The organism is Nonomuraea polychroma, from assembly GCF_004011505.1.
GTDB lineage: Bacteria > Actinomycetota > Actinomycetes > Streptosporangiales > Streptosporangiaceae > Nonomuraea > Nonomuraea polychroma.
The window spans coordinates 50,028-70,364 of record NZ_SAUN01000001.1; the positions used below are offsets into that span (position 1 = coordinate 50,028).

The following is a 20,337-nucleotide window of genomic DNA, read 5'->3' on the forward strand; positions in this document are numbered from 1 at the left end:
CTCTGTCAGAGTCGCGGCATCTCAGCCCACTCACGAGGAGGTCAGACCTTGACCACCCGTCTGCAGAACTACATCAACGGTGAGTTCGTGGACGCGAAGAGCGGCCAGTTCTCCGACATCATCGACCCGTGCACGGGTGAGGCCTTCGTGCAGGCCCCTGTCTCGGGACCCGAGGATGTCGATGCCGCCTTCGCCGCCGCGGCCGCCGCGTTCGACTCGTGGGGCAGGACCACCCCGGGGGAGCGGGCCAACCTGCTGCTCAAGGTCGCCGACGCCATCGACGCGCGGGCCGACGAGATCAACGAGGCCGAGTGCCGCAACACCGGCAAGCCGCGCGCCCGCATGGCCGAGGACGAGACGCCCATCGCCGCCGACCACTTCCGCTTCTTCGCGGGGGCGGCACGCACGCTCGAAGGGCCCACGGCCGGCGAGTTCCTCGCCGAGCACACCAGCGTCATCAGGCACGAGCCGATCGGCGTGGTCGGGCAGGTCACGCCGTGGAACTACCCGATGATGATGGCGGTGTGGAAGATCGCGCCGGCGCTCGCGGCCGGTAACACGGTCGTGCTCAAGCCGTCCGACACCACCCCGCTCTCCACGCTCAAGCTCGCCGAGATCCTCGGCGAGGTGCTGCCGGCGGGCGTCTTCAACGTCGTCACCGGCGACCGCGAGACCGGCGCGCTCGTGGTGAGCCACCCGACGGCGTCCATGGTCGCGATCACCGGCTCGGTCGGCGCGGGCATGTCGGTGGCCAAGAGCGCCGCCGACGACCTCAAGCGGGTGCACCTGGAGCTCGGCGGCAAGGCGCCGGTCGTGGTCTTCGACGACGTCAAGGACCTGCGCAAGGCCGCCGCCGACATCGCCACCGCGGGCCTCTACAACGCCGGCCAGGACTGCACCGCCGCCTGCCGGGTGCTGGTGCAGGAGAGCGTGCACGACGAGTTCGTGGCCGCGCTGACCGAGGCCGCCGCCGGCACCGTGACCGGCGGCCTGGACAACGAGGACGCGCTGTACGGGCCGCTCAACAACGAGAACCAGCTGGCCAAGGTCCAGGGCTTCATCGAGCGGGTCCCCGCCCACGCCAAGGTCCTCACCGGTGGGCAGCGGGTCGGCGACAAGGGCTACTTCTTCGCGCCGACGGTGGTGGACGGGCTCAAGCAGGACGACGAGATGGTGCAGAACGAGGTCTTCGGGCCCGTGATCACCGTACAGACGTTCACCGACGAGGCCGACGCCCTCGCCAAGGCCAACGACGTCAAGTACGGCCTGAGCGGCTCGGTCTGGACGTCCGACCACGGCCGGGCGATGCGCATGTCGAACCGGCTCGACTTCGGCGTGGTCTGGGTCAACACGCACATCCCGTTCGTGTCGGAGATGCCGCACGGCGGCTTCAAGCACTCCGGCTACGGCAAGGATCTGTCCGTCTTCGGCCTGCACGACTACACCAGGGTCAAGCACGTCATGCACTACATCGGTGAATAGCACACGATGACCAGTGCCATCGAGCTAGAGAACGTCGTCAAGGAATACCTCTCTCACGGCGAGGTGGTCCAGGCCGTCAAGGGTGTCTCGCTGGACATCGCCGAGGGGGAGTTCTTCTCCCTCCTCGGCCCGTCCGGCTGCGGCAAGACCACGACCATGCGGATGATCGCCGGCTTCGAGGCCCCGACGAAGGGCCTGGTGAAGCTGCACGGCCAGGACGTCACGAACGTCCCGCCGAACAAGCGCGACGTCAACATGGTCTTCCAGTCCTACGCGCTCTTCCCGCACATGAGCGTCTGGGACAACGTGGCGTTCGGGCTCAAGCAGCGCAAGACGCCGCAGGAGGAGATCAAGCGGCGGGTCGGCGAGATGCTGGAGATCGTCGACCTGACCGGCAGGGAGAAGCGCCGGCCGCGCGAGATGTCCGGCGGCCAGCAGCAGCGGGTGGCGCTGGCCAGGGCCCTGGTCAACCGGCCGCGGGCGCTGCTGCTCGACGAGCCCCTCGGGGCGCTCGACCTCAAGCTGCGCCAGGCCATGCAGATCGAGCTCAAGCGCATCCAGCGCGAGGTCGGCATCACCTTCGTGTACGTCACCCACGACCAGAACGAGGCGCTCACCATGAGCGACCGCATCGCCGTCATGAACGACGGCCTGGTCGAGCAGCTCGCGGGGCCGCGCGAGATCTACGAGCGGCCCGCGACCGCGTTCGTGGCCGGTTTCATCGGCACCTCCAACCTGCTGGCGGGCACGGCCACGGCCGGTGAGCTGAAGATCGCCGGTGGCCGGGTGCTGGTGCCGGGGCAGGAGGGCGACGTGACGGTGACCGTGCGCCCGGAGAAGATCACCATCGGCACGGACGAGCCCGTGAACGGCGTGAGCTCCGTCCGCGGCACCGTGGCCGAGGTCGTCTACCTGGGCACCTACAACAGCTACGCCGTGAGCCTCGCTGACGGGGCCGAGGTCACGGTGTTCCAGCAGAACGCGCATGACGCCACGGCCACGGCGGAGCGGGGCGACTCCGTGTGGCTGTCCTGGCAGGCGCAGCACTCATACGTGATTGGAAGTTGATAGCACCCCATGAACCCCCGTCTGCGCACCCGTCGTGACGCCTTCAGGATCGCCGGCTTCTCCGCCGCCGGGCTCGCCCTCGCCGCCTGTGGCGTGCAGGGACAGAAGGCCGCACCTCCCAAGGCCGACGCCGTCCAGGACTTCTGGTCCAAGCAGACCAAGCACGGCAAGGTCGTCTTCGCCAACTGGCCCGAGTACATGCCCGAGGACCAGGGCCCGCTGAAGCAGTTCCAGCAGGCCACCGGCATCTCGTACGAGTACAAAGAGGTCATCCAGGAGAACGCCGAGTTCTTCGGCAAGTCCGAGCCCGTGCTGCGCGCCGGGCAGTCGCTGGGCTACGACATCGTCGTCATGACCAACGGCATCCAGCTCCAGAACATGCTCCAGCTGGGCTACGTGGTGCCGCTCGACCACTCCAAGTTGCCGAACTTCGCGGCCAACGCCGGGCAGAAGTACAAGGAACGTTCCTACGATCCGGGCAACAAGTACACGATTCCGTACACGTCCGGCGTGACGGGGATCGCGTACAACACCGAGCATGTCAAGGAAGACATCACCAGCATCCAGTCGTTGTTCGATCCCAAGTACAAGGGGCGGGTCGGCATGATGGCCGACGCCCAGGAGATCGGGAACTTCGGGATGTTCGCGCTGGGCATCGACCCGGAGAAGTCGACCGAGGCGGACTGGCGCAAGGCCGGGGACAAGCTCAAGGAGCAGCGCGACGCCGGAATTGTCCGGAAATATTACGATCAGAGCTATATCGATGCCGTGTCCAAGGGCGACGTCTGGCTGACCATGGCCTGGTCGGGTGACGTCTTCCAGCGTCAGCTCGCCGGCGAGCCCGTCAAGTTCGTGGTGCCCGAGGAGGGCGGCACGATCTGGACCGACAACATGCTCATCCCCAAGGGCGCCGCCAACCCGGTGGACGCGCTCATGCTCATGGACTTCCTCTACCAGCCGGCCGTGGCCGCCGAACTGGATGAGTTCATCCAGTACGTCACCCCGGTCCCGGCGGTGCAGGACCTGCTCAGGGAGAAGGCCAAGACGGCCAAGGGCGAGGACAAGAAGGCGCTGGAGGACATGGTCGACAGCCCGCTCATGTTCCCGAGCGAGGCCGACTACGCCAAGCTGCGCGGTTACACGCCGCTGACCAACAAGACGCAGCAGGTGTTCAACCCGATCTTCCAGTCCATCACGCAGGCATAGCCGATGCGGCGGCTCACCCCCTACCTGCTGGCGTTGCCGAGCTGGATGTGGCTGGCGATCTTCCTGGTCGTGCCCATGGTGGCGATGGCGTCGGTGTCGTTGCAGACCGGCAACGCCATCGACGGCTTCGCCATGACGTTCAGCTTCTCCAACTACGGCGACGCCATCGGCAGGTACAGCACCCAACTGGTCCGCTCGCTGCTCTACGGCGGTATGGCCACGGTGGCCATGCTGGTCATCGGGTATCCGGTGGCGTACTGGATCGCGTTCAAGGGCGGCCGGCGCAAGTCCGTCTACCTGTTCCTGATCCTGCTGCCGTTCTTCGTGTCGTTCGTGCTGCGGACGATCTCGTGGAACTTCCTGCTGGCCGACAACGGCATCCTGTTCGGCACGCTGAAGGGCTGGGGGCTGCTGGCCGACGACTTCCACGTGCTGGCCACGACGTTCGCCGTGGTCGGCGGGCTGACGTACAACTTCCTGCCGTTCATGATCCTGCCGATCTACGTGTCGCTGGAACGGGTGGACCCGCGGGTGGTGGAGGCGGCGCAGGACCTGTACGCCACCCGGGCGGCGGCGTTCCGGCGGGTGGTGCTGCCGCTGTCGCTGCCGGGGGTGTTCGCCGGGGTGCTGATGACGTTCGTGCCCGCCACGGCCGACCCGATCAACGCGGCCATCCTCGGGGGCACCTCCAACACGATGATCGGCAACATCATCCAGACCGAATACCTGACCAACCTGAACTACCCGACGGCTTCGGCGCTGTCGTTCACGTTGATGGCGGTGTTGCTCGTGGGCATCTTCGTCTACGCCAGGGCGCTGGGCACCGACAACGTCCTCGAGGCGGCGGCGAGATGAGCGCGCGCGGGACGAGGCTCGGGGACAAGCTGCTCCACGTCTACACGTGGCTGGTCATCGTCTGGCTGTCGTCGCCGATCGCCGTGATGATCCTCTTCGGGTTCAACGACAAGAAGAGCAAGTCCAACACCACCTGGCAGGGCTTCACACTGCGCTGGTACGGCGAGCTCTTCGACATCTCGGACCTGACCGTGGCGCTGCGCAACTCGCTGGTCATCGCGGCCGTCAGCACGATCGTCACGGTGGTGATCGGCACCATGCTCGGGCTGGCGCTGGGCCGGCACCGCTTCCGCGGCAAGGGCGTCACGAACTTCCTGATCTTCGCCGCGATCTCCACGCCCGAGCTGGTCATGGGGGCGTCGCTGCTGTCGCTCTTCGTCTCGGGGAACGTGCCGCGCGACGCGAACACGATCATCATCGCGCACGTGTTGTTCTCGCTGTCGTTCGTCGTGGTGACCGTGCGGGCGCGCGTCGTCACGCTCGACCCGTCGCTGGAGGAGGCCGCCAAGGACCTCGGAGCGACGGCGTGGGGGACGTTCCGTCAGGTCACGTTGCCGTCGATCCTGCCGGGCGTGATGGCGGGGGCCATGTTGTCGTTCGCGCTGTCCATCGACGACTACGTGGTCACCAGCTTCGTCAACGGCTCGACCATCACGTTCCCGCTGTGGATCGTCGGAGCGGTGAAGACGGGAATCCCACCGCAGGTCAACGTCATGGGTACGCTGATCTTCGGCATCGGGGTGCTGATCGCGATCGGCAACGCGGTCGCGGCGAGGCGCCGTATCTGACCTTTTCGTAGGGATGTGGGATTTGTGGATCCGCTGAAGGCGCTTGCTGACGCGGAGCGCAAGCCGTACTGGCTGGACAGCCCGGCCAGACCCCAGCCGCAGCCGCGGCTCGACCAGAACACCAGCGCCGACCTGGTCGTCGTCGGCGGAGGCTTCTCAGGGCTCTGGACGGCCCTGATGGCCAAGGAACGCGACCCCTCGCTGGACGTGGTCCTGCTCGAAGGGCGCAGGATCGGCTGGGCGGCCACCGGCCGCAACGGCGGCTTCTGCATGGCGACCCTCACCCACGGCCTGGCCAACGGGCTGGAGCGGTGGCCGGACGAGATCGACCGGCTCGAACGCATGGGGGTGGCCAACCTCGACGAGATCGAGCGCACGCTGGAGCGCTACGGCGTCGACTGCTCCTTCGAACGCACCGGCGAGCTGCACGTGGCCACCGAGCCGTGGCAGCTCGACGGGCTCAACGAGCACCTGGACCTGATCTCCGAGCTCGGGCTCGACTACGTGCCGCTCGATCAGGACCAGGTGCGGGCCGAGATCGACTCGCCGACCTACCTGGGCGGGCTCTGGGAGCGCAGCGGCTGCGCCATGCTCGACCCGGCGCGGCTGGCGTGGGGGCTGCGGGAGGCGTGCCTGCGGCTCGGCGTACGCGTGCACGAACGCAGCCCGGTCCGCTCGCTGCGCGACGACGGCACGCTGATCACGCTGCACACCCCGTACGGCTCTGTCTCCGCGCCGAAGGTCGCGCTGGGCACCGGCGTGTTCCCGCCCCTGCTGCGGCGGCTCAAGCACTTCGTGGTCCCCGTGTACGACTACGCGCTCATGACCGAGCCGCTGACCGACGCGCAGCTCGGCCAGGTGGGCTGGCGTAACCGGCAGGGCGTGGGCGACTCCGCCAACCGGTTCCACTACTACCGGCTCACCGACGACAACCGCATCCTGTGGGGCGGCTACGACGCCGTCTACTACAACGGCGGCCTGGTCAAGCCCGAGTACGACCAGCGCGACGAGACGTTCGTCAAGCTCGCGGGGCACTTCTACGACACCTTCCCGCAGCTCGACGGGGTGCGCTTCACGCACCGGTGGGGCGGCGTGATCGACACCTGCAGCCGGTTCAGCGCCTTCTACGGTCAAGCGCACGGCGGGCGGCTGGTCTACGCCACCGGATACACCGGCATGGGCGTCGGGGCCACGCGGTTCGGCGCGAACGTCATGCTGGACCTGCTGTCGGGCGAGCGTACCGAGCGGACCGAGCTGCGGATGGTCAAGGAGAAGCCGATCCCGTTCCCTCCGGAGCCGGTGCGGTCGGGGGTCATCCAGTTCACCCGATGGTCGATCGCCCAGGCCGACCAGCACCAGGGCAAGCGCAATCTGTGGCTGCGCGCGCTCGACCGGATGGGGCTGGGATTCGACTCGTGACCTGAGGGCAGGGGTTCTACCAACCCCCGACGAGCTCACGGGGGTTTGCGCGTGCGAGCGATGTGGGTGGCCGGCGCCGGGCTGGCGCTGGTGGCGGCGTGCGGGGCCGAGCGGGCGCCGGTGGTGCCGGTCGCGGTGAGGGCTCCCGTCAAGGTGGCGCGCTGTGTGCTGAAATTTCCGGACGTGCGGGCGGGCTCGGCCGCCCGCGCCCGCCTCCTCCGCGACCTCTCCCGGTACGTGAGCGGCCGCCCGGGACGGGTCGTCTTCGCGGCGCACGACCTCGTCACCGGTGTCACTCTGGGGCAGGGAGCGCACGACCACGACATGATCACCGCGAGTGGCGCCAAGGTCGACATCCTGGCGGCGCTGCTGGCGAACCGTACCGGCGGGCTGGACGAGGGGGAGCACGACCTGGCAACCCGCATGATCACGGAGAGCGACAACGGCGCCGCGGACGCGCTGTGGTCGAGGGCCGGCTTGGGCGGCGCCATGAGCGCCTTCTACGGCCGGGTGGGGCTGCGGGAGACCACGCCGGGGCCGAGCCGCTTCTGGGGCGGCACCACCACCAGCCCGGCCGACCGCATCCGCCTGCTGAAGGTGCTGATCCGCGGCGGCGGCGGGCTGAGCAGGGCCGATCGGCGGCTGGTGCTCGGGCTGATGGAGCGGGTCCAGAAGGACCAGGCGTGGGGCGTCAGCGCCGCGGCGCGCCCCGGGGACCGGGTGGCGCTGAAGAACGGGTGGACGCCGCGGCCGTTCATCCAGAACACGTGGGCCGTCACCAGCTACGGCCGCGTCGTGGGACCTGGGCGGGACCTGCTGCTGTCGGTGCAGACGGACCGGCAGCCGGGGGAGGGCACGGGCATCGAGACCATCGAAGGGGTGGCCAGGATGATCGGCGCCCGCCTCGACGCCCTCACCCCGACCACCACCCGGCCCTGCCCGGCCAAGCCCGTTCTGTGAGTCACGCGCGAGCCAGGACCTCCTCCGGGATCTCCTTCGGCACGCCCCGCAGGCCCACCAGCGCCAGCAGCGCGACCACGGCCAGCAGCGCCGCCGTGACCAGCGCGGTGACCTGCAGCCCGTCGATGAACGCGGTCTGCGCGGCCCGCATGAGCTGTCCGGCCTGCTCGGCGGGCAACTCCGCGGCCGTGCCCACCGCCCCGGCGATCGACTCCCTGGCGCCCTCGCCGGGAACCCCGGCAGGCACCACCAGGTTGGCACGGTAGGCGCTGTTCAGCACGCTGCCCAGGATCGCGATGCCGAGCGCCCCACCGAGCTCGAACGCCGTCTCCGACACCGCGGCCGCCGCCCCCGCCCGCTGCCTGGGCGCGGTGGCCAGCACGTTGTCGTTGTTGACCGTGAAGGCGAACCCGATGCCGATGCCGCCGATCACCATGACGGGCAGCAACGTCAGGTAGTTCAGCTCGATGCCGAGGGTGCTGTAGTAGAGGAACGAGCCCGCGTTCATGGCCAGGCCCAGCGCGACCACGCCGTTCCTGCCGATGCGGGGGATCAGCTGGGCGGCCAGGACCCCGCCGATCGCGCCGCTGAGGCCGCCGGGCAGCTGGGCCAGCCCTGCCTGGAGCGGCGACCAGCCGAGCACGAGCTGCAGGTACCAGGCGAACATCAACATCATGGCGGACATCGCGAAGATCGCCAGCAGGTTCGTGACAATGGACGCGGTGAACGCCCGGCGGGCGAAGAGCCGTACGTCGATCAGCGGCTCGGCCAGCCGCGTCTGCCGCCACCCGAACAACGCCAGCAACGCCACCCCGGCCACGCCCGCCACCAGCACGTCGGCGTGCTCGATGCCCTTGTGCGCGGCCTCCTTGATCGCGTACACGACCGACACCACGCCGGCGAACGACAGGACGACGCTGGCGAGATCCAGCCGGCCCGCGTCCGGGTTGCGGGACTCGGGCAGCACCAGGGCGCCGCCGGCCAGCACCAGCAGCATGATCGGCACGTTGATCAGGAACACCGAGCCCCACCAGAAGTGGTCGAGCACCAGCCCGCCGACCACGGGACCCACGGCGAAGCCCGCGGCGCTCATGCCGCTCCAGATGCCGACGGCCATGGTGCGCTCGCCGGGCTCGGTGAACACGTTCCTGATGATCGACAGGGTGGACGGCATGATCGTGGCGCCGGCCACGCCGAGCAGCGCTCTGGCCGCGATCAGCAGCTCGGCGTTGGGGGCGTACGCGGTCACGACCGAGGCCGCGCCGAACGCCGCCGCACCGATCAGCAGCAGGCGCTTGCGGCCGATGCGGTCACCGAGGTTGCCCATGGTGATGAGCAGGCCGGCGAGCGCGAAGCCGTAGATGTCGCCGATCCAGAGCAGTTGCGTGGAGCTCGCGCCGAGGTCGGTCACCAGCCTGGGCAGGGCGAGATGCAGGACGGTGAGGTCGAGCGACAGCAGCAGGGTTGCCAGGCACGCGATCGCCAGGCAGAACCATTTGTTCCTCATGGCACCCACTGTCCGGCGGGCGACTGACCGCACGCCTACCGTTCGCTGACCAGCCTGCTGACCTCCGCCAGCGCGGCGTCGATGCGGGTGCGGGTGTCCGCGGCGCTGTACCAGCCCTCCGGGCACTCCTCGCGGGCCTGGGTCAGCACCGTGCGGGCCTCCTCCAGGTCCCCGCGGCCCAGCGCCACCTCGCCCAGGCCGAGATGCGCCCACGCGGCGGTCTCCATGGACCCGTTCCTGCGCGACAGGTCGGCGGCGACCGCGTAGTCGGCCCGCGCTCCGTCCGGATCGCCGAGGCACTGCAGGGCGTCGCCGCGCCGGCAGAGCGCCTCGGCGATCTCCGTCTTGGCGGCCAGCTCGCGTGCCATCGTCAGCGACTCGTCGGCCAGCGCGTACGCCCTCGGGTAGTCGTGCTGCTCCTGGTACAGCGAGCCGAGCCCGGACAACACCAGCACGATGCCCCAGCGGTCGCCGATGGCCTTGAACGCGGCCAGGCCGCGCTGGAAGTGGTCCAGAGCCTCCTCCACGCGGCCGAGCGACTGGAGCACGAACGCCGCACCGGCGTAGGACAGCGCCTCCTGCCAGGGCGGGAGCACGGGGTTCAGCTGGACGATCGTCTCGTAGGCCGCGCTGAAGTCGTCGGGCGGCCCGGTGTACATCGCCAGCAGCATCATGAGGAACTCCACCCGCTTCGGCAGATAGTTCCAGGCCAGCAGTCCCCTGGCCGCCGCTATCAGGTCGCGCTGCTCGTCGTCCATCCCGCCGTGCCAGTTGGTGACGAGCACGCACATGACGTATTCCTCGTCCATGCCCTCAGGAGCGGTGGAGCCGATCCTGGCCAGCAGCGCGGCGGCCAGATGGGCCGTGGTGACGCGGTCGCCCCGCAGATACCAGTAGCAGGCGCTGTGCGCCAGCAGCCGCAGTGCCGTCTCCACTTGTCCTGACGCGCTCGCCCAGCGGATCGCCGCGTTGAGGTCGTCGCTCTCCTCGTCCAGCCTGGCCAGCCACTCCATCTGCGCGCCGGTGCGCAGCCGCGCGTCCGCCGCCAGGACCAGGTCCAGGTAGTACGCGGTGTGCGCGTCGCGCATCGTGTCCACTTCGCCGGACTCGGCCAGCCGTTCCGCGCAATAGGCCCGGATCGTCTCCAGCATCCGGTAACGTCCGCCGACGACCTCCACCAGCGACTTCTCCGCCAGCGAGAACAGCACGTCCTCCGGCAGCCCGCACACCCGCTCGGCCGCCTCCGGCCGCGCGCCGCCCACGAACACGCTCAGCCGCCTGGCCAGCCGCTGCTCGCTCTCGTCCAGCAGGTCCCAGCTCCACGCCACGACCGCGCGCAGCGTCTGGTGGCGCGGCAGCGCCGTACGGCTGCCGCGGGCCAGCAGCCTGAACCGGTCGTCCAGCCGCGCCGCCACCTCCGAGACCGGCAGCGTACGCAGCCGCGCCGCGGCCAGCTCGATGGCCAGCGGCAGCCCGTCGAGCGCCCGGCAGATGCGCACCACCTGCGCGGCGTTGTCCGCGTCCATGGCGAAGCCCGGCTGGACGGCGGCGGCCCGGTCGGCGAACAGCCGCACGGCCGGGTAGTCCAGCGGGTCGTCCACCTCGGGCGGCGGCAGCCGCAGCGGCGCCAAGGGCAGGATGGACTCGCCGGTGATGCCGAGCGCCTCCCGCCCGGTCGCCAGCACCCGCAGCCCGGGGCAGGAGGCGAGCAGCAGGTCGGTCAGCTCGGCGGTGGCCGCGATGAGGTGCTCGCAGTTGTCGAGCACGAGCAGCAGCTTGCGGTCGGCGAGCGCGGTGACCAGCCGGGTGACCGGGTCCACGGCGGGCCGGTCGGTCGTGTGCAGCAGGGAGTCGCGGATGTCGAGCGCGGTCAGCACGGCCACGGGCACGTCCGCCTCGTCGGAGACGGGCGCGAGTGGCACGAAGCAGACGTCGCCCGGCTCCCGCTCGGCCGCCTCGATCGCGAGCCTGGTCTTGCCCGCGCCGCCCGGGCCGATCAACGTGACGAGCCGGCCGGCCTGTAACCTCGCGCCCACCTGCGCCAGCTCCTCGGCGCGGCCGACGAAGCTGGTGAGCTGTGCCCGCAGCCCGTGCCGCTGGGCGGGCGTCCTGACCGCAGGGGCGCCGAGTGCCGGGTCAGCCCGCAGCACGGCCAGGTGCGCGGCGGCCAGCTCGGCGCCCGGCTCGACGCCCAGCTCCTCGTCCAGGATCTTCCTGGCCTCGTCGTAGACGGTCAGCGCCTCGGCCTGGCGGCCGCTGCCGTAGAGGGCGCGCATCAGCTGGGCCCGCAGCCGCTCGCGCAGCGGGTGGGCGGCGATGAGCCGGCTCAGCTCGGCGACCAGCTCGCGATGCCTGCCCAGGTCCAGGTCGGCCTGGATGCGGTCCTCCGTGGCGGCCAGCCGCAGCTCCTCCAGTGCGGTCGCGGCGGCCTCGGCGTAGGGGGCGTCGGCCAGCGGCCGGGCTCCGGCCTCCCGCCACAACTCCAGCGCCTCGCGCAGCAGCGCGGCCGCCCGTGCCGGGTCGCCGGCCTCCAGCGCCTGCCTGCCCGCCTGCGCGAGCCGCTCGAACCGGTGCGCGTCCACGTCGTCCGGGCCGGCGACCAGCCGGTATCCGGCCGGGTGGAACTCCACCACGTCCTTGCCCAGCGCCCGCCGCAGCCTGGACACCTGCGACTGCAGCGCGTTGGCCACGCCCTCGGGGGGACGCGGGCCGTACATGCCGTCCACGAGCTGCTCCGCGCCGACGATGCGCCCGGCGTGCAGGGCGAGCAGCGTGAGCAGGGCGCGCACCCGGGGTCCGCCGAGCGCGACGGGCTCGCCGTCCTCGCCCAGCGCGGTGGTGGGCCCGAGGATCTGGAAGCGCATGCGTCGATTATCGCGGCTGCGGCAAGAACGCGGTCATCTCCGCATAGGTCGGCATCGGGGGTACGGGCTCGCCGCGGATGCCGAGCACCGTCGCCAGCGCGCCCTGGATCGCCGCCCGGTACAGCAGGGACCCGGTGCTCACCCTGGCCACGCCGGCTTCGGCGAGCTGCGCCAGCGTCGGTCCGCCGGGCTGGTAGAGCACGTTGAGCGGCCGCGGCGTGCTCGCCGCCACCTCCGCGATCGCGCCGAGGCCGGTCAGTCCCGGTACGAAGATCCCGTCGGCGTGACCGTACGCCCGGACCCGCTCACGGGTGTCGCCGGTCCGCAGCCAGCACGTGTCCGTGCGGGCGTTGACGAACACGCCGTGGCCCATGGCCGCTTCGATGATGCGCTGGTGCAGGCCGATCGGGCGCAACGTGCCGTCGGGGCGGCCGTCCTCCAGGTTGACGCCGGCCACGCCGAGTGCGGCCAGACTCGCCACCAGGTCGGACACCTCGGCCGGATCGTCGCTGAAGCCGCCCTCGACGTCCACGGTGACCATGACGCCGAGGTCCTTGATCAACTCCGCCAGCTCGATCGTCTCGGCCCTGGTGGCGCCGGCCGCGTCCGGTTTGCCGTACACGGAGGCCACGCCGAGGCTGGTCGTGCCGATGGCCGGGAAGCCCTGCGCGGCCAGGACGGCGGCCGAGCCGTAGTCCCACGCGTTGGGCAGCAGCAGCGGGTTTCCGGGGCGGTGCAGGTCGCGGAAATTCACAGCAGTCCCTCCAGCACGCCGGCGGCCAGGGCGAGCGCGTGGCCGGGGGCGGGGCACGGGCGGACGCCGTGGCCGAACGTCACGTGCGGGGCCGGGCCTCGCGTCGGGTCGAACCGGTCGGGATCGGGGAACACGTCGGGGTCCCGGTTCGCGGCGACCAGGTCGATCGTCACCTCGTCGCCGGTGCGGGTGTCCAGCCGGCGTGTGGCCTTGAGCGGCGGATCGTGCCGGAGCGTCTCGTGCAGCAGGGCCTCGACGTCGATGCCGGTCCGGGCGCTGCGAGGCGCGGCGGACAAGCGCTGGGCGGACGGTCGGCCGCTGTCCCAGGTGACGTGCGTGAGTGCGTTCTCGATGAGGCCCTCCGTGGCGGCGTGTGCCTGCAGAAGCAGAGTGACGGCCGGGAGATCGGCCTGGTCGAGCAGAGCGGCGACGGCGGCGTCGGCCTCCGGGCCCGCCTCGCCCGTCAGGTAGCCGCTCGCCGCGGCGGGGACGGCGGTCGTGTCCTTGACGCCGAGCGCGGCCCCGAGCACTTGCGCCGGCACGCCCCGCCACGTCCCGCCCCGCTCCACGGTCATGGCCCTGGCCGCGGACCGGAGGCCGGCGGGGTCGATCGCGGCCAGCCGCTCGACGACCGCGCGGCGGCGCCGGGCGTGCGTGTCACCGGTGCTGAACCGCGACACCTGCCCCCGCAACCACGCGAGCGTCCCCTCCCTGCCGTCCTGGGGCACGGGAGCCGGCACGTATCGGGTGTCGGTGAGAACCGTTCTGGCTTCGGCAAGGCGTGTGACGTGCATGGGAACCACGTTAGAAGGAGGTCCTTTCGGCGGCGGTCGAAGCGTGCTCGGTCACGCGGCCAGCCGCTCCTGCTCGGGCCCTGCGGTCTCGGCGGCGGGCTCGGCGGGCGCGGTCCCGGTGGCCATCGCGGTCCGCCGGCCGGCGGTGAACGCCAGCGCCATCACCATGATGAGCACCATGTCGGCCAGCACCACGGCACGTTCGAGCGCCCCGTAGTAGGCCACGCCGTTGATCAGCGGCGAGGTGATGGAGACCGGGTGCGCCGCCAGGTACACCGCCAGCGTGAGCGCCGAGGTCACGCTCATGGCCCGGACCGCGTTCCAGCGCGGCGCGGTCGCCCGGCCCCTGGCCAGGGACCAGCCGGCGACCGGCAGTGCGGTGAACACCACGGCCGCCGACCAGCGGTGGATCTCCCCGGACAGCGAGCCGACCTGGGACGTGCCGGGATCGGTGGGGAAGATCGCGCTCATCATCAGCCCCGCCGCCCCGGCCAGCAGCAACACCCGCGTGGCCGCCGTACGCGCCGGGTCGGCCGCCGCCAGCCCGTACGCGAGACACAGGCACGCCCCCGCCAGCGCCAGCATCCCGATCAGCACCGGCACGAGCCCGCCGGAGACGAGCGCGTAGTCGCTGAGCAGCGGCTGAGCGGGCAGGGCGACCTGTGCGTACGCCAGCGCGCACGCCGACACGACCGTGCCGAGTAAGGTGCCCCAGACGCTCTGCCGTGGGGTCATCGCGCCACCTCGTCGTAGATCTTCTCGAACCGGGCCAGCGACGACTGGTCGTCGTGGGTGAGCGCCAGCTCCCTGCTGGTCTTGCCGAGCCTGGCCCGCAGGTCCTCGTCGGCGAGGATGCCGCTCAGGTGTCTGGCCAGCGCCACCACGTCGCCGGGCTGGAACAGGTATCCGTTGCCGTCCACCAGGTGCGGCAGCGCCATCGCGTCGGCGGCCACCACGGGCAGGCCCGTGGCCATGGCCTCCAGCGTGGCGATGCTCTGCAGCTCGGCGATGCCCGGCATGGCGAACACGTCAGCCGCCGCGTACGCCTGCGGCATGCTCTCGTCCGGCACGAAGCCGAGGAAGAACACCCGCTCGGCCACCCCGATGCGCTTGGCCAGCTTCTCCAGCTCGGCACGCTGGTTGCCCTTGCCGACGAGCGCCACCTGGGCATCGGTCTCGTTGAGCACGAGGGGCAGCGCGCGCACCAGCTCGTCGAGGCGCTTCTCCTCGTCCAGACGGCCGACGAACAGGATCGTGTGCCGGTCGGGCAGGTCGAACAACTTGCGCGCCCACGCCTTGGGCTCGGCGTGCGGGTGGAACCTGCCCAGGTCGATCCCGCAGGACACCGGCTCGACGTCACGAGCGAACCCCTGCTCGGAGAGGAGCTTGGCGGCCAGCGGGGTGGGCGTGGTGATGTGATCGGCCCGGTTGAAGATCCGGTTGAAGTCACGCCAGGCGAGCCGGCCCGCCTTGGCCCGCAGCCGGTCCGGGATGTGGCAGAACTGGAAGAGATTGTCGGGCATGAAGTGGTTGGTCGCCACGACCGGCACGCCGGCGCGGCGGGCGGCGGCGATCGCGGCCCGCCCGACCACGAAGTGACCCTGGGTGTGCAGCACGTCGGGCTTGACGTCGGCGATCAGCCGGTCGAGCCGGGTCGGCACGGTGAACCGCATGGTCGGGTGGACCGGGATCGGGGCCGAGCGCAGCCGGTGCACGATCACGCCGTCCACCACGTCGGCGCTGGCCGGGCCGAGCTGGGACTGGCAGACCACGTGCACCTCGTTGCCGCGGGCGGCCAGGCCCGTGGCCAGGCGATGGGTGAAGTAGGCTGCGCCGTTCACGTCGGGGGGATAGGTATCGGTTGAGATCAGCACCCGGCGAGGACGCTCGGGCGCGGGGGCGAGATCGGCTCGGGCGGTAACGCTGTGCAGGGGCATGGCCATGACGGTGACTCCAGATTCACACGAGAACCCGGCCGGGGGAGGGCCGGAAGACGAACGGGGCCGAAAGAAACGAAGCAGGCGAATGTGGGATCAAGCGAGCTCGTTGCGGGCCTCCAAGGGGCTGGTCCGGGCCAGGGCGACGGTGCCTGCGGCGGTGAGCGCGGCCGCTGCGATCGGGGCGATCCCGGTCGGCAGCGGCTCGCCGAGCAGCAGCGCGCCGAACGCCACCGCGGTCAGCGGGTCGGCGATCTGCAGCGAGGCGAAGGAGACGCCGAAGTGCCCGACGGCGTAGGCCCGCTGCAACATCACCAGCGCCAGCAGCGCGGGCACCGGCAACGCCAGCAGGTACCACCAGTTCCACGTGCCGTCCACGAGCACCCGCATGAGCGTGGCCGTGGCGCCGTACAGCACGCCTGAGCTGGTCGCCAGCAGTGCCGCCCGGCCCGCGGGCGAGGCCACCCGGGAGCCGGCCCACAGCAGCACCGCGGCGACGCCCGACACTCCCAGCAGCGTGAGCACGCCGTTCGGGCTGAGGTAGGTGGGTCCCTCCGACTCGGGGACCATCAGGACCAGGACGATCAGACCGCCCGCCACCACCGCCGCCGCGCCCAGCTCCTGGCGGGAGGGCTTGCGCCCGTGCAGGGTGGCGGCGAGGGGAAGGGCGAAGAGCAGGCTGGCCACGCCCATCGGCTGGACGATGGTCAGCGGGCCGAGTCCGAGCGCGACGATGTGCAGGCCGCCACCCGCCAGGATGGACGCGCCGCCGAGCAGCCAGCGCGGCTTCCGCAGCAGGGCGAGCAGGCCCGGCTTGGCCGAGTCCACCGCCTCGAACTGCTGCACGGCGGCTCCGAGCGCGAAGAACAGCGAACCGACCAGGGCGATCACCGCGGCCAGCACAGTCATGCGCACTCCTTTCAGACGGATGGTTGCCAGGTTGTGTCAAACGGACGTGTCCGCTGGAAGACGTTCTGGGGAAGCTTGGATGGCGCGTCGTTTCCTGAGCCATCTCACGAGCTCCACCACCCCCGTGACGGACAGCGCGATGCCCAGGCCGAGCAGCAGTCCCTTGATCGGGTCGTTCTCGAACGCCATGCCGCCGAAGAACCCGATCAGGCCGGAGTACACGGCCCAGGAGCTCGCCGCGATCGCGTCGAAGAACGTGAACGAGCGCAGCGGGTGGCGTACCGCGCCCATGGTGAGCGTGGTCGCCGTCCGCCCGCCGGGGATGTACCTGGCCACGACCAGGACCAGCCCACCCCGCTCCGCCAGGGCGTCGCGTGCCCAGACGAACGCTTTCTTGTTCCGGAGCCTGCCTCCGGACTTGTTGCCGATCAGATAGGAGATGTGATCACCCGCGAACGCGCCGAGCGCCGCGACCACCATCACCAAGGCCAGGTTCGTCTCCCCGGACGCGGCGAAGACGCCCGCCGTGATCACCGACGTCTCGGCCGGCACGATGGGGAAGAACCCGTCGAGCAGGGCCAAGGCGAACAGCGCCACGTATAACCACGGTGACGACATCGCCTGGTGGACCAGGTCGAGAATGGCGTGCGACATGAGCGTGTACTCCGATCTTTAGGGCACTCACACAGCGTCTCGGTGCGAGCGGGTCCGGGACATCGGGGATGCCCCGGGTCGAACGCGGACCCATCCCCTATGCGGGTCAGGGCCGGTACCCCTTGAAGGTAGAAACTCCGCAGGTCATGGCACATCGGACGATCGGCAGGCACCACCCCCGACTTTGGTCGGGGTCGGGGACGCGATTTCCGGGTGACACCATCGATCCAACCGGTTCGGGCAGCTGGACGCAGGAGTGGAGGTAGGCCCTTTCGGGGTGGTGCTAGCCATACCTGGACAGGTGCCTCCGCTCTACCCCCTTACCTTCGTCAAGGTCGTCTCCTCCCTTGGGAGGAGGTCGCGCATCGATCGAGCGGGGATAACGTCGGTGCGGTGAAGCATCTGCGCCTGCTGCGCCGGGAGAGCCGCCGTCAGGTGGTCTGCGACCTGCTGCTCTGGCTGGTCCTCGGCATGTTCATCGCCAGCATGGGGCCCGATCCGCTCAGGGACCCGGCCGCGTTCGGCATGGTGACCGTGCCCCGGGTGGCGCTCGGCGCGGTGGCGGTGCTGGTCGGGCGGCGCTGGCCCCTGGCCGCTCTGGTGCTGCTGCTGCCACTCGGGCCGTGGCGGTTCAGCGAAGGGTTCGCCACGGTGGACCTGAGCTGGCTGGTGCCCAGGCGCAACGTGAAGATCCTCCCGCTGCTGCCCACCTCGCCGTTCGTCATGTGGTACGCCTACCTCACGGGCCGGCGGCTGATCAGGATGTGGCCGGCGCTCGCGGCGTTCTGCGTGATCGCGGCGTTCGGCGTGATCTCGGTGCTGGCCATGGGCGGCGATCTGGGCCTGTGGGTGGCGATGGTGACCGGCCTGATCGGCACCTACCTCGTGCCGTACCTGCTGGGGCTGCTGCGACGTGGATTGTTGCAGCAGCGGCGGCAGGCCAGGCTGTCGGCCGAGGCGCAGGCCCGGCTGCGGGAGCGGGCCAGGATCGCCAGGGACATGCACGACTCGCTCGGTCACGACCTGGCGCTGATCGCGGTCCGGGCCGCAGGGCTGGAGCTGGCTCCCGGGCTCGATCCCGCGCAGGCCAAGGCCGCGGGGGAGTTGCGGGTGGCGGCGGCGGACGCCACGGAGCGGTTACGGCAGATCATCGGGTTCCTGCGGGAGGACTCCGACGCGCCGCCGCTGTCGCCCGTGGACGAGGACGTGCCCGAGCTGGTGCGGCGGGCGAGGGACTCGGGCATGACGATCACCTTCGACCTGGCCGGAGGAACGATCCCCGGCCTGGCGCGTGCCGTGGTCCAGGAAGGGCTCACCAACGCCGCCAAACATGCCCCTGGGGCCGCCGTCCACGTCACGGTCACGCCTCACCGCGTGAGCGTGCGCAACGGGCCGGCGAGCTCCCGCCCCACCGCCCGGCCCGGCGGCTCGGGGCTGACGGGGCTGCGGGAACGCGTACGCCTGGTGGGCGGCACGCTGACCGCCGGGCCCGCCGCGGGCGGCTTCGAGCTGGCCGTCGAGCTCCCCCGTACGGGGGAGGAAGATCCCCGCCGCTCGGGAGGGGACCAGGCGTCCGGCCCGCGAAGCTCGGAGCATGAATGAACGCAAAGCAGGGATAGGGCGGGTCACGGCCGCGATCATCGCGATCGCCGCCATGCTCCCCTACCTCACCTTGAAGATCCTCTGGCTGACCGGCGGCTCCATAGGAGTGACCGACCCCGCGCTGATGCGCGATCCGTCGATGATCGCGGCCAACGCGGCCACCTTCGGCCTGGAGTTCGTGGGCCTGATGCTGGCGCTGGGCCTCGCCATGCGGTGGGGAATGCGGCTGCCGGCCTGGCTGGTGCTGCTGCCGCTGTGGGTGGGCACGGGCCTGCTGTTCCAGATCGCCCTCACGACGCCGCTGGTGCTGCTGATGAGCGGAGCCACGGTCTTCACCGGCGCCGGGCCCATCCGGCCGTGGGTGTACCTCATGGTCTACGGCGGATTCATCACCCAAGGCGTCGCCCTGATGGCGGCCTTCGCCTTCTATGCCCGGGACCGGTGGCCGGGCGTGTTCACCACCCGGCTCGACCACCCGTTCGCCAGCCCTACCAGGCCGTTCCAGACCGTCGTGGCCCGTGGCGCGCTGCTGGTGGCAACGGTGGTCGGCGGTGTCAGGATCTTCTCGGCGTTCGCCGGCACGCCTGTCGCCGAGGGCGTCCAGAACGGCGTCAAGGGCGTGATCGCCATCGCCGGCGCCGCCGCGTTCCTCGTTGTCGTCGAGCGGCGCGGATCCGGCCCGTTCTGGCGGCCTCTCGTGGTCGCCTGGCTCGGTTCGGGCGCCTTGTTCGCCAACAGCTTCTACATCATGATCATTTCGACCGGTGACGGGCCGCTGGGGGGCGGCGGAGCCGGGCTCGCCGACCTGTTCGGCATGCTGACCGGCCTGGTGATGGGGATGTGCGGGGCGTTCCTGCTGGCCGAGCGGTCAGACGTGGGCCACGTGCAGCCGGCGCAGCACCCGCTTGAAGGCGAAGATCGAGAAGGCGATCGCACAACCGCTGATCACGGCCACCGCTGACGTCCGCATGATCATGAACGCGCCCAGCGACCCGGCCAGCGACTCGTAGACGGCCAGGGCGATGCTCAACGTCGAGTTCATCAGCAGCACGAACGCCCACAGGAGCGTGATCCTGGCGAAGAACCTGCGGATCCGCTCGTGCTTGAGCACCGCCGAGGGCAGATGGATGTAGTCGAGCGTGAGCTTCTGCACGAGCGGCTTGTTCAGCCGCACAGAGGCGAGGAAGGCCATGCTGATGCAGATCGTGCCCATCTCCGGCTGGATGAAGAACCACATCCAGCTGCCCGTCCAGAACGACACCAGCGCCCGGATCGTGATGGCGAACGACGCCAGCCACATCGTCGCCGGCACCTTGACCCGCCTGACCAGCCGCCACCCCACGCCGAGATAGACCCAGGCGACGGTCGCCACGAGCGCCCACTTGAATCCGAGGACGACCATGGCCAGGTAGAAGACCGCGAGCGGGGCCACGACGCCTTCGAGCAGCTTGGGTGCCGCCTGCCGGGCGAGCGCGGTGAGGCGTGGGAGGGTGACGGGCGGATGGTTCAAGGCTGCTCCGCAGATAGGCCGACGATCA

18 protein-coding genes are annotated in these 20,337 nt (G+C 70.6%); 9 read left to right on the forward strand and 9 right to left on the reverse strand.

Annotated features, from left to right (window positions below; all coding sequences use genetic code 11):
* The first annotated feature begins 48 nt into the window (after positions 1-48).
* The 7 genes from EDD27_RS00250 to EDD27_RS00280 are packed head-to-tail and all read left to right on the forward strand — an operon-like array spanning position 49 to position 7,778.
* Positions 49-1,482, forward strand: coding sequence for a gamma-aminobutyraldehyde dehydrogenase (locus tag EDD27_RS00250; protein ID WP_127930507.1), 1,434 nt, complete (start codon positions 49-51; stop codon positions 1,480-1,482).
* A gap of 6 nt (positions 1,483-1,488) precedes the next feature.
* A complete protein-coding gene (locus tag EDD27_RS00255; protein WP_127930508.1) occupies positions 1,489-2,550 on the forward strand; it encodes an ABC transporter ATP-binding protein in 1,062 nt (353 codons plus the stop codon).
* A 9-nt stretch (positions 2,551-2,559) separates the two neighbouring features.
* The gene (locus tag EDD27_RS00260; protein WP_127930509.1) at positions 2,560-3,756 is read left to right on the forward strand and encodes a polyamine ABC transporter substrate-binding protein; all 1,197 of its coding nucleotides are present in this window, start codon (positions 2,560-2,562) and stop codon (positions 3,754-3,756) included.
* 3 nt (positions 3,757-3,759) lie between these two features.
* Positions 3,760-4,611 (forward strand): ABC transporter permease, encoded by an 852-nt coding sequence (locus tag EDD27_RS00265; protein WP_127930510.1) that lies wholly within the window; start codon positions 3,760-3,762, stop codon positions 4,609-4,611.
* Entirely contained in the window at positions 4,608-5,399 is a 792-nt protein-coding gene (locus EDD27_RS00270; RefSeq protein ID WP_127930511.1) for an ABC transporter permease, read from the forward strand. Before EDD27_RS00265 ends, EDD27_RS00270 begins: the two co-directional genes overlap by 4 nt.
* A gap of 24 nt (positions 5,400-5,423) precedes the next feature.
* Complete coding sequence (locus EDD27_RS00275; RefSeq protein WP_127930512.1) at positions 5,424-6,818, forward strand: NAD(P)/FAD-dependent oxidoreductase; 1,395 nt, start codon at positions 5,424-5,426, stop codon at positions 6,816-6,818.
* Between the two features lie 60 nt (positions 6,819-6,878).
* The gene (locus EDD27_RS00280) at positions 6,879-7,778 is read left to right on the forward strand and encodes a serine hydrolase (RefSeq protein WP_241564765.1); all 900 of its coding nucleotides are present in this window, start codon (positions 6,879-6,881) and stop codon (positions 7,776-7,778) included.
* Position 7,779: 1 nt separating this feature from the next.
* On the opposite strand, the gene EDD27_RS00285 is transcribed toward EDD27_RS00280, so the two are convergent.
* The 8 genes from EDD27_RS00285 to EDD27_RS00320 all read right to left on the reverse strand — a co-directional run bounded on the left by EDD27_RS00285 (position 7,780) and on the right by EDD27_RS00320 (position 17,197).
* The gene (locus EDD27_RS00285) at positions 7,780-9,285 is read right to left on the reverse strand and encodes an MFS transporter (RefSeq protein ID WP_127930514.1); all 1,506 of its coding nucleotides are present in this window, start codon (positions 9,283-9,285) and stop codon (positions 7,780-7,782) included.
* 35 nt (positions 9,286-9,320) lie between these two features.
* Positions 9,321-12,149: an AfsR/SARP family transcriptional regulator gene (locus EDD27_RS00290; protein ID WP_127930515.1), complete on the reverse strand. Its 2,829-nt coding sequence runs from the start codon at positions 12,147-12,149 to the stop codon at positions 9,321-9,323.
* A gap of 7 nt (positions 12,150-12,156) precedes the next feature.
* The gene (locus tag EDD27_RS00295; RefSeq protein ID WP_127930516.1) at positions 12,157-12,903 is read right to left on the reverse strand and encodes an isocitrate lyase/PEP mutase family protein; all 747 of its coding nucleotides are present in this window, start codon (positions 12,901-12,903) and stop codon (positions 12,157-12,159) included.
* Positions 12,900-13,697: a cytochrome P450 gene (locus EDD27_RS00300; RefSeq protein WP_127930517.1), complete on the reverse strand. Its 798-nt coding sequence runs from the start codon at positions 13,695-13,697 to the stop codon at positions 12,900-12,902. Before EDD27_RS00300 ends, EDD27_RS00295 begins: the two co-directional genes overlap by 4 nt.
* A 51-nt stretch (positions 13,698-13,748) precedes the next feature.
* Positions 13,749-14,432, reverse strand: coding sequence for a DUF998 domain-containing protein (locus EDD27_RS00305; RefSeq protein WP_127930518.1), 684 nt, complete (start codon positions 14,430-14,432; stop codon positions 13,749-13,751).
* Entirely contained in the window at positions 14,429-15,640 is a 1,212-nt protein-coding gene (locus EDD27_RS00310) for a glycosyltransferase (RefSeq protein ID WP_127930519.1), read from the reverse strand. The genes EDD27_RS00305 and EDD27_RS00310 overlap by 4 nt, the downstream gene beginning before the upstream one ends.
* Positions 15,641-15,730: 90 nt before the next feature.
* A complete protein-coding gene (locus EDD27_RS00315; RefSeq protein WP_241563780.1) occupies positions 15,731-16,543 on the reverse strand; it encodes a DMT family transporter in 813 nt (270 codons plus the stop codon).
* A 36-nt stretch (positions 16,544-16,579) separates the two neighbouring features.
* Complete coding sequence (locus EDD27_RS00320; protein ID WP_127930520.1) at positions 16,580-17,197, reverse strand: DedA family protein; 618 nt, start codon at positions 17,195-17,197, stop codon at positions 16,580-16,582.
* 393 nt (positions 17,198-17,590) lie between these two features.
* Between EDD27_RS00320 and EDD27_RS00325 the strand changes: the two genes are divergently transcribed.
* Positions 17,591-18,799: a sensor histidine kinase gene (locus EDD27_RS00325; protein WP_206641175.1), complete on the forward strand. Its 1,209-nt coding sequence runs from the start codon at positions 17,591-17,593 to the stop codon at positions 18,797-18,799.
* Positions 18,792-19,760: a hypothetical protein gene (locus EDD27_RS00330; protein WP_127930521.1), complete on the forward strand. Its 969-nt coding sequence runs from the start codon at positions 18,792-18,794 to the stop codon at positions 19,758-19,760. The genes EDD27_RS00325 and EDD27_RS00330 overlap by 8 nt, the downstream gene beginning before the upstream one ends.
* Here the strand turns inward: EDD27_RS00330 and EDD27_RS00335 are convergent.
* A complete protein-coding gene (locus tag EDD27_RS00335; protein WP_127930522.1) occupies positions 19,668-20,309 on the reverse strand; it encodes a VC0807 family protein in 642 nt (213 codons plus the stop codon). The genes EDD27_RS00330 and EDD27_RS00335 overlap by 93 nt on opposite strands.
* Positions 20,310-20,337: the final 28 nt, after the last annotated feature.

Coding starts and splice junctions, on each gene's coding strand:
- EDD27_RS00310 (WP_127930519.1), bottom strand. CDS start 15,640: ATGGCCATGCCCCTGCACAGCGTTACCGCCCGAGCCGATCTCGCCCCC.
- EDD27_RS00315 (WP_241563780.1), bottom strand. CDS start 16,543: ATGACTGTGCTGGCCGCGGTGATCGCCCTGGTCGGTTCGCTGTTCTTC.
- EDD27_RS00300 (WP_127930517.1), bottom strand. CDS start 13,697: ATGCACGTCACACGCCTTGCCGAAGCCAGAACGGTTCTCACCGACACC.
- EDD27_RS00265 (WP_127930510.1), top strand. CDS start 3,760: ATGCGGCGGCTCACCCCCTACCTGCTGGCGTTGCCGAGCTGGATGTGG.
- EDD27_RS00330 (WP_127930521.1), top strand. CDS start 18,792: ATGAATGAACGCAAAGCAGGGATAGGGCGGGTCACGGCCGCGATCATC.
- EDD27_RS00290 (WP_127930515.1), bottom strand. CDS start 12,149: ATGCGCTTCCAGATCCTCGGGCCCACCACCGCGCTGGGCGAGGACGGC.
- EDD27_RS00320 (WP_127930520.1), bottom strand. CDS start 17,197: ATGTCGCACGCCATTCTCGACCTGGTCCACCAGGCGATGTCGTCACCG.
- EDD27_RS00260 (WP_127930509.1), top strand. CDS start 2,560: ATGAACCCCCGTCTGCGCACCCGTCGTGACGCCTTCAGGATCGCCGGC.
- EDD27_RS00285 (WP_127930514.1), bottom strand. CDS start 9,285: ATGAGGAACAAATGGTTCTGCCTGGCGATCGCGTGCCTGGCAACCCTG.
- EDD27_RS00305 (WP_127930518.1), bottom strand. CDS start 14,432: ATGACCCCACGGCAGAGCGTCTGGGGCACCTTACTCGGCACGGTCGTG.
- EDD27_RS00255 (WP_127930508.1), top strand. CDS start 1,489: ATGACCAGTGCCATCGAGCTAGAGAACGTCGTCAAGGAATACCTCTCT.
- EDD27_RS00280 (WP_241564765.1), top strand. CDS start 6,879: ATGTGGGTGGCCGGCGCCGGGCTGGCGCTGGTGGCGGCGTGCGGGGCC.
- EDD27_RS00270 (WP_127930511.1), top strand. CDS start 4,608: ATGAGCGCGCGCGGGACGAGGCTCGGGGACAAGCTGCTCCACGTCTAC.